The sequence below is a fragment of the Methylophaga sp. UBA2689 genome, from assembly GCA_002354555.1.
Lineage (GTDB): Bacteria > Pseudomonadota > Gammaproteobacteria > Nitrosococcales > Methylophagaceae > Methylophaga.
In genome coordinates this window covers 19,129-27,100 of the sequence record DELT01000078.1, presented here as the reverse complement: position 1 = coordinate 27,100, position 7,972 = coordinate 19,129, and the positions used below count along the sequence as shown (strand labels likewise).

General features: G+C 44.7%; 8 protein-coding genes. 2 read left to right on the top strand and 6 right to left on the bottom strand.

Features of this window, described 5'->3' with window-relative positions:
- Positions 1-2,015, bottom strand: a 2,015-nt coding sequence (locus B3M51_RS09525) for an HAD-IC family P-type ATPase (protein ID WP_292758592.1), incomplete at its 3' end; no start/stop codon positions are given.
- Between the two features lie 129 nt (positions 2,016-2,144).
- On the opposite strand from B3M51_RS09525, the gene B3M51_RS09520 reads away from it, so the two are divergent.
- Positions 2,145-2,924 carry an SDR family oxidoreductase gene (locus tag B3M51_RS09520; protein ID WP_292758589.1) on the top strand — a complete coding sequence of 260 codons (780 nt, stop codon included), beginning with the start codon at positions 2,145-2,147 and terminating at the stop codon, positions 2,922-2,924.
- Positions 2,924-3,382, top strand: coding sequence for a YchJ family protein (locus tag B3M51_RS09515; protein WP_292480389.1), 459 nt, complete (start codon positions 2,924-2,926; stop codon positions 3,380-3,382). The genes B3M51_RS09520 and B3M51_RS09515 overlap by 1 nt, the downstream gene beginning before the upstream one ends.
- A 2-nt stretch (positions 3,383-3,384) precedes the next feature.
- On the opposite strand, the gene B3M51_RS09510 is transcribed toward B3M51_RS09515, so the two are convergent.
- The 5 genes from B3M51_RS09510 to B3M51_RS09490 form a co-directional block, all read right to left on the bottom strand.
- Positions 3,385-5,100: a lysophospholipid acyltransferase family protein gene (locus tag B3M51_RS09510; RefSeq protein ID WP_292480387.1), complete on the bottom strand. Its 1,716-nt coding sequence runs from the start codon at positions 5,098-5,100 to the stop codon at positions 3,385-3,387.
- A 117-nt stretch (positions 5,101-5,217) separates the two neighbouring features.
- Complete coding sequence (gene panD / locus B3M51_RS09505; RefSeq protein WP_292480386.1) at positions 5,218-5,598, bottom strand: aspartate 1-decarboxylase; 381 nt, start codon at positions 5,596-5,598, stop codon at positions 5,218-5,220.
- A gap of 51 nt (positions 5,599-5,649) precedes the next feature.
- Positions 5,650-6,504, bottom strand: coding sequence for a pantoate--beta-alanine ligase (gene panC / locus B3M51_RS09500; RefSeq protein ID WP_292480384.1), 855 nt, complete (start codon positions 6,502-6,504; stop codon positions 5,650-5,652).
- Complete coding sequence (gene panB, locus B3M51_RS09495; RefSeq protein WP_292480382.1) at positions 6,504-7,298, bottom strand: 3-methyl-2-oxobutanoate hydroxymethyltransferase; 795 nt, start codon at positions 7,296-7,298, stop codon at positions 6,504-6,506. The genes panC and panB overlap by 1 nt, the downstream gene beginning before the upstream one ends.
- Positions 7,295-7,954: a deoxynucleoside kinase gene (locus B3M51_RS09490; RefSeq protein ID WP_292480380.1), complete on the bottom strand. Its 660-nt coding sequence runs from the start codon at positions 7,952-7,954 to the stop codon at positions 7,295-7,297. The genes panB and B3M51_RS09490 overlap by 4 nt, the downstream gene beginning before the upstream one ends.
- Between the last annotated feature and the right edge of the window lie 18 nt (positions 7,955-7,972).

Sequence of the window (7,972 nt, the reverse complement as noted above, 5' to 3'; positions counted from 1 at the left end):
ACCATTTCTGCCGCTTCCTTGGCCGCCTCAGTCCCCCCTTGCCCCATTGCTATCCCGACATCTGCTCGTTTTAATGCCGGGGCATCATTTACCCCATCCCCCGTCATCGCAACAACATGACCATTGGCCTGTAAAGCACTGACCAGTCTTAATTTATGCTCTGGTGCTGTACGGGCAAAAACATCAGTTTGGTTAACAGCATGTTGCAACTCTGCATCACTGAGTTGTGCTAGATCGTGCCCGGTCAACACTGTCTTCGTATGATGCAAACCAAGTTTTGCTGCAATCGCACTGGCTGTTGCGGCATGGTCGCCTGTAATCATTTTGACCTGAATACCGGCTTTATGACATTCACTGACAGCAGTAATGGCCTCTTCACGCGGTGGGTCAATCAGCCCGATCAAGCCTAGTAACACCAGTCCCTGATCTAAATCTTCAAACTGCAATTCCCCGGTATGTTGCTCCACGGTTTTAGTGGCTACGGCCAGCACTCGCTGGCCTTCTGCTGCAATTTTTTCAATCTGTGCATGCCAATAAGCCTGATCGACTTCCACATCGCCTTGTTCAGTTCGCTGAATCTGGCAAAGCTCGATGAGTTTTTCCGGTGCTCCTTTTACAGCAATAAAGTCATGTCCCTGGTGATCATGATGCAAGGTGGCCATAAAACGATGTGCAGTATCAAACGGGATAACATCACGTCGTGGGTAAAATTGTTTCAGCTCCTCCAGTGTAAAATCCGCCTTTAATGCGGCGGTAAGCATCGCTGCTTCCATCGGATCGCCTTCGGCCAGCCAGTCATCATCACGCCGCTTTAATGCTGAATCATTGCAAATAGCGGCACAACGTAAAAGCAACGTTAAGATTTCGTGCTGTTCGGTTTCAATGGCCTGCTCATCAATGGTGAACTCACCCGCTGGAGAATAGCCCACACCACTGACGCTATAGTTATTTGCCGAGCTCATCACAGTGGAAACAGTCATTTCATTGCGGGTTAAGGTACCGGTTTTATCAGAGCAGATAATGGATACCGCGCCCAGAGTTTCTACTGCTGGCAAACGGCGGATAATGGCATTGCGACTGGCCATGCGCTGCACGCCAATCGCCAGCGTGATGGTCAGGATAGCGGGTAAACCTTCAGGAATACCCGCTACGGCCACACCAACCACAATCATAAACATCTCAATAGCTGGGGTCTGGTTCAGCCAGTAACCGTAGCTGAATACCAATCCGGCAATCACCATAATGACCAAGGTGAGCCAGCGAGAAAACACTGAAATTTGCTGTAATAACGGGGTAGTGAGATTTTCGATATCGGAAATCATGCCACTGATGCGACCAATCTCAGTATGCGCTCCGGTCGCAACGACTATGCCATGTCCCTGACCAGAAGTGACTAACGTGCCTGAATACGTCATACACAGCCTGTCACCTAATACGGCATCACTTGCTACCGGTTGAATATGTTTTTCAACAGCGACTGACTCTCCGGTTAATACCGCTTCCTGAATTTGTAAGCCTTTTGCACTGAAAAGCCTTATATCAGCAGGTACCTTATCGCCAGGTTCCAACACCACCACATCACCGGGAACCAGCTGATCGGCTTCAATCCGCAGACGATGCCCACTGCGGATTACTGTTGCATGAGGCGCCAGCATATCTTTAATAGCATCAAGCGCTTTTTCGGCTTTTCCTTCCTGAATAAAGCCAATTAGCGTGTTTAATATGACAACCGCAAGAATTACCCAGAAATCTATCCAATGCCCCAGCAAAGCGGTAAGCAACGCCGCAGCTAACAACACATAAATAATCAAATTGTGCAGCTGAGAAAATAACCTGGCTAATGCTGAACGCCCTTTAACCCGAGGCAAATGATTTTCACCAAATTGCTGCAAACGTTGTTCAACGGTTTCGGAATCCAAACCATGCTTGTCACTCTCGAGTAGTGACAAACTTTCCTCTGAACTAAGGTGATGCCAGGTTTGTTCGAATGGTTGAGTCTGCATATGCTGTTTCATCTGTAACTCCAGGCAACGATCATAACCTTAGCATAACGTGTTTATAGGTTAGGCCTATGTAACGAAGTGGTTTGTTTTGATCTACATCAAGCTGCACAATAGACAAATTATGTCTTTGTCTAGAAGGAAATGAGCATTAACACTATCAGTATTTTAGGGAGCGGCTGGCTGGGATTACCACTGGCAACTCAACTATACAAACAAGGCTTTCATGTAAAAGCATCGACTCGTCATCGTGAAAAATTCTCTGAAATTGCTACAGCTGGCGCCAGCGCATTTTATGTTGATATTGACCAGATATTCGATATCCAAGAATTTTTGCATAACGAAATTCTCATTATAAATATCACCTCTAAAAATCAAACTGCTTTTGCCAATCTTATTCAGCAAATCGAGAAATCACCGATTCAAAAGGTATTATTTATCAGCTCCACCTCGGTTTATCAAAGTCTCAATCGTGAAGTGACTGAGGATGAGCATGCTGAAGACCACGACAGCATCCTGTGGCAAATAGAACAGCAGTTTCAAACCAACAATCATTTCCAATCAACGATATTACGTTTCAGTGGTTTGATTGATAAACGGCGTCATCCAGGCAGGTTTTTCCGAAATGGTCGTCGTGTGCCTCAAGCAGATGCTCCGGTGAATCTGATTCACCTTGATGATTGCCTCGGTATTATTGATGCCATTTTGCAACAACAAGCCTGGGGAGAAACCTTTAATGGTTGTGCTGACACCCATCCCAGCAAACGTGAATTTTACAGTTATGCGAGAAAGCTGATGGGGTTATCCGCTCCCGAGTTTGATACTGAAACAGAAGTTAAATACAAAATAATCAGTAATCAAAAAATTAAAACAAAACTCAACTACACCTTACAACACCCTGATTTAATGAAGATTGTATTTTAATGAAAGATCAGGGCTGTCCTTGCCTTAGTGGGAAAACATATCAAGATTGTTGTGGTTTATTACATCAGGGTAAACAGACTGCAGTCACGGCTGAACAGTTAATGCGTTCGCGTTATAGTGCGTTTGTTATGCAACAGAGCAATTATTTGCAGACAACGTTGCATCCATCTCAACGACAGCCAGACGATAACACCAGCTTGCAGCAAACCATGCAAACGACACAATGGTTGGGCTTAACTATTATCGAACACTCACAAGATGGTGATGAAGCTGAGGTCGAGTTTATTGCTTTTTATCTGGATAATCCGTTGGGCCAGTTACATGAAAGGTCACGGTTTTGTCGACAGGATGGCCTATGGTTTTATCTGGATGGTGAATTCCTGCCTCCCATCAAACTTGGCCGAAATGATAACTGTATTTGTGGCAGTGGAAAAAAACTCAAACGCTGCCATGGGTGATGTTAGTTATTTTTTTCACCTAAATAACGTTTTCGTTTAGCTGGTTTTAATTGCTGGAGATCAACCATCACCAGTCCATCGATACAATTACCGAAATTGGCATCAATATTAAAATCGATAAACCGCACACCACTTGGCTCACAAATATCGGCGTACTGTTTATAAAGCGTCGGCACCGTTACATTCATATGTGCCATTTGCTCACGCATCGCCATAAAATCACTGTCTGCATCGGGGTTAACTAACGTTGCTTTTACTCGCTGCTGTATCTCGCTATCAAACAGATAAGGTACTCTGGCGGTGGCCAGTGTTTCTGCATCGGCAAAATGCTTTTGATAAAAACTGACAATTAATGCCTTGGCAAAATCAGGATAGGTGTTACTCAAACTGACAGGACCAAATAGATACCGGACCTCTGGATAACGTTTTAGATAGGCACCGATGCCATACCATAAATAATCCAGACTGCGCTTACCCCAGTATTTGGGGCTGACAAAGCTGCGACCTAATTCAATACTTGCCGGGAAATACTGCTGCATTGCCGCAGTAAACTGAAACAGCTCGCTGGTATAGATATCACGACCTGCATTCATAATACGAGCGACTTCGCCAATTCGGTAAGCACCGGCTATCTCCAGTTCCTGCTCATCCCACAGAATTAAATGCCGGTAATCGCGATCATAATGATCTAAATCACGTCTTTTGCCCGTTCCTTCGCCAACCTGTCTGAAGGTAATTTCCCGTAACCGACCAATCTCCTGCATCACAGCTGAATTTGATTGATAATCAAACAGATATATTTTTTTATTGTCGGCTGTTTCGCCTAACAATTCCGCTTGCTGCAATTCTTTTTTGATTGCCCGACGTTCCTGGGGATGGGCAATCGTCTGCTCAGTGACAAACAGCGGTTTTTTGCCTTTGGCCAGTCGATATAAATGACGTCTTAATAATTTGGCTTTTTCGGCCTTTATCAGCGGCAACTGTTCAATTTGCTGATAGGCAATCGACTCCCCTACTCGCATCGAGATGGTTTTGGAGTTTTTATTGAACATTTCATGCGCCAGCATCATGCCTGACAATGGTTTATAAACCATCGATGCGCTATAAAATAACGAAGAGTTTCTGGCTTCAACATATATCGGCAGAATAGGCGATTGTGTTTTCTTGGCAAAATTTAAAAAACCGCTGTTCCATTTACCATCACGAACACCACCGGGTCGTATGCGTGACACTTCACCAGCCGGAAACACAATCACAGCCTCATCGTTATTTAAGCATTCAACTATACGAGCAACGCTGCTTTTACGGGTAGATTTGGAGAGATTATCGACGGGTAAAAATAACGAACTTAATGCCGAAAAATTCAGCAGCATATCATTGGCAACAATTTTAACATCACGCCTGACTTCACCCACCAGTTTTAATAAACATAATCCATCTAACGCACCTAATGGATGATTGGCGACAATGACAACACGGCCTGTAGCCGGAATATTATTACGATGACGATGAGTAATGCTGTAGCTAAAATTGAAGTAGTCCAGCACCTCATCAATGAAATCAAAGCCTTCAAGCTGCTTATGCTGCTCCAGAAAACGATTAACTTCCTGTTCATGAGTGATTTTTCGGAGAAAACCTAACGTCGGAATTCTGACCCAAGGTTTTTGATTTTGAAAATTGGGAAATTTTTGTTGAACGGCTTGTTCAATATTGAGCATACGGTTTCTCTGGTAACTTCATGCTGCAAAGTCTAGAGAACACATATGACAAAAAAATAACGGTTTGATGACTGTTCGGTGACAGTCTCGCAAACCGTTATATCTGAAGGGTTTTAATCAGGCCGCTTGAACAGGGATGGCATGACGCATATGGGTAATATCATTATTTTCATTCAGATAAACCAGCGTCGGTTTAAAGCTTTTTATTTCTTCTGCATCCATAGCAGTATAGGCACAGATGATAATACGATCGCCCGGGGAGGCTTTATGTGCCGCAGCACCGTTAACTGAGATGATATTAGAACCGTCTTCAGCACGAATGGCGTACGTCACAAAACGTTCACCATTAGCGACGTTGTAAATATGAATTTGTTCATACTCGTGAATGCCGGCGGCTTCGAGTAATTTGCCATCAATCGCGCATGAACCCTCATATTCCAGTTCAGAATGGGTTACGCAGGCACGATGTAATTTAGCTTTTAACAGTGTCAGATGCATAGCTGGCAAAATTCCGTTAGTAAGCCGTATATTATCGCTTTTTAAGAATGCTCAAGCAAGGTTACAGGCAATATTGTCAATCAACCGTACACTGCCCACACGTCCCGCCGCCAGCAACCGCAACTCTTTATCCACTTCCGGATTAGCCAATCGCAAATCTTCTGCCCGACGAATATCAATATAATCCAATGTAAACCCGGAAGCCGTTAATTGCGTATGGGCTTGAGACAGTAAAGCCGAATAGTCCTGATTGCCAGACTCCAGCTGTCGTTTGAGTTCAAGCAGATTTGAATACAATGCTGCCGCTTGCTGTTTCAGCGTTTCGTTTAAATGCTGATTACGTGAACTCATCGCCAAACCATTATCTTCTCTTACAGTAGCTGCACCCACGATTTTAATTGGCAAGTTCAAATCAGCCACCAGTTTACGAATCAGCAATAATTGCTGGTAATCCTTTTCACCAAACACCGCAACATCGGCCTGCACTATATTGAAGAACTTGGTGACGACTGTCGCAACACCATCAAAGTGTCCGGGACGCTCCAGGCCACAGAGCTTGTCATCCATACCGGGCACATGGATAAAGGTATGAAAGTCCTTGCCCTGTGGATACATCACTTCATTATCAGGAGTAAATAACAGATTACAGCCCACCTGAGTCAGCTTTTCAATATCTGCCTGCAACGTGCGGGGATAGTTGGCTAAATCCTGTTTGTCATCAAACTGCAATGGATTGACAAAAATACTGACCACCACTTTGTCAGCCAGTGTCTGAGCTTTTTTGACCAGAGAGATATGCCCTTCATGCAGATTCCCCATGGTTGGCACAAAGGCAATAGTCTGATGTTCAGCACGCCAGGTCTTTATCTGACCCCGCAGGCTCAGAATCGATTCAACAATTTGCATTAATACTGTTGCTCAGCTGTGGGAAACTCACCATTTTTAACGGCTTCAACATAACGACTTATTGCTGCAGGGATGTGACCACTGTCGGCCAGGAAATCATGGCTGAAACGCGGGCGTTTACCAGGAGTGATACCTAACATGTCGTGTAACACCAAAACCTGTCCATCACAGTCAGCTCCAGCACCAATGCCAATAACCGGAATCGTAAGCGCTTCACTGATAATCTTCGCCAACGCCGCAGGGACGCACTCAAGTACCAGCATATCGGCACCTGCTTTTTCCAAACTAATCGCATCCTGCAGAATTTTATCTGCAGCAGACTGCTCTCTCCCCTGAACCAGATATCCACCCAGCTTATGCACTGACTGGGGTAATAACCCCAGATGCCCGCAAACCGGAATGCCACGCTGGGTTAAAGCGGTAATTAAATCAACCAGTTCTGCTCCACCTTCCAGTTTGACCATCTGCGCCCCGCCTTCGGCCATTAACCGGGCTGCGTTGTGTAATGCCTGATCAGTATTGGCATAACTCATAAACGGCATATCGGTAATCACAAACAGGCGTTCGCTGCCGCGAATGACATTGGCGGTATGGTAAATCATATGCTCAACAGTGACCGGCAAGGTGCTTTCCTGACCTTGGATGACCATTCCCAGTGAGTCACCTACCAAAACGATATCAACTCCAGCCTGTTCCAAAACGTGACTAAAGCTTGAATCATATGCCGTCAGCACAGCTATTTTGTTATGCTCGGCTTTCATTTTACGCAGCTGATTGAGACTGGTACGGCTCATGAGTTTTTCTCTTTCACCGGCAACGGATTGTAATACTGACGACCACTTTGGATAGTGCAGATCTGATCCAGTAATTGCTGATAATCAGCTTCACTCTTCACCAAATCAATTTGCTCTGCATTAACGATTAATAGTGGAGAGGAATCGTAATAATGGAAAAAATCAGCATAGGAATCGGCCAGCCGTTTCAGATAAGCATCCTCAACATGCTGTTCATAACTGATACCACGTTGCGAAATCCGGGTTTTCAGGATTGGCAGGGAGGCTTGCAGATAAATCACCAGATCCGGCGTCCGATGGTGCATGGTCAAACTATCGTAAACCATGTTGTATAAGGCCAGTTCATCATCATCGAGTGATATCTGGGCAAACAAACGGTCTTTTTCCAGCATAAAGTCAGCAACATGCAATGAGGTGAATAAATCATCCTGTTGCAATGTTTTGGCTAATTTGACGCGTTGCATCAAGAAACTCAATTGCGTGGGTAATGCCGATTGTTTGGGGTGCAGGTAATAACGTTCCAGAAAGGGATTCTGTTCCGGTGCTTCCAACAAGGTATTTCCAGAAAAGCTATCAGCCAACCTTTTAACCAGATGGGTTTTGCCGACACCTATAGGACCTTCGACAACAATATAGCGATGTGGCAATGTTTTCATAAGCTAATCTTATCCACT

Excerpts from the sequence above, each read along its gene's own strand:
- B3M51_RS09520 (WP_292758589.1), top strand. The coding sequence starts at position 2,145 with ATGAGCATTAACACTATCAGTATTTTAGGGAGCGGCTGGCTGGGATTA.
- panC (WP_292480384.1), bottom strand. The coding sequence starts at position 6,504 with ATGCAAATTGTTGAATCGATTCTGAGCCTGCGGGGTCAGATAAAGACC.
- panB (WP_292480382.1), bottom strand. The coding sequence starts at position 7,298 with ATGAGCCGTACCAGTCTCAATCAGCTGCGTAAAATGAAAGCCGAGCAT.
- panD (WP_292480386.1), bottom strand. The coding sequence starts at position 5,598 with ATGCATCTGACACTGTTAAAAGCTAAATTACATCGTGCCTGCGTAACC.
- B3M51_RS09490 (WP_292480380.1), bottom strand. The coding sequence starts at position 7,954 with ATGAAAACATTGCCACATCGCTATATTGTTGTCGAAGGTCCTATAGGT.
- B3M51_RS09515 (WP_292480389.1), top strand. The coding sequence starts at position 2,924 with ATGAAAGATCAGGGCTGTCCTTGCCTTAGTGGGAAAACATATCAAGAT.
- B3M51_RS09510 (WP_292480387.1), bottom strand. The coding sequence starts at position 5,100 with ATGCTCAATATTGAACAAGCCGTTCAACAAAAATTTCCCAATTTTCAA.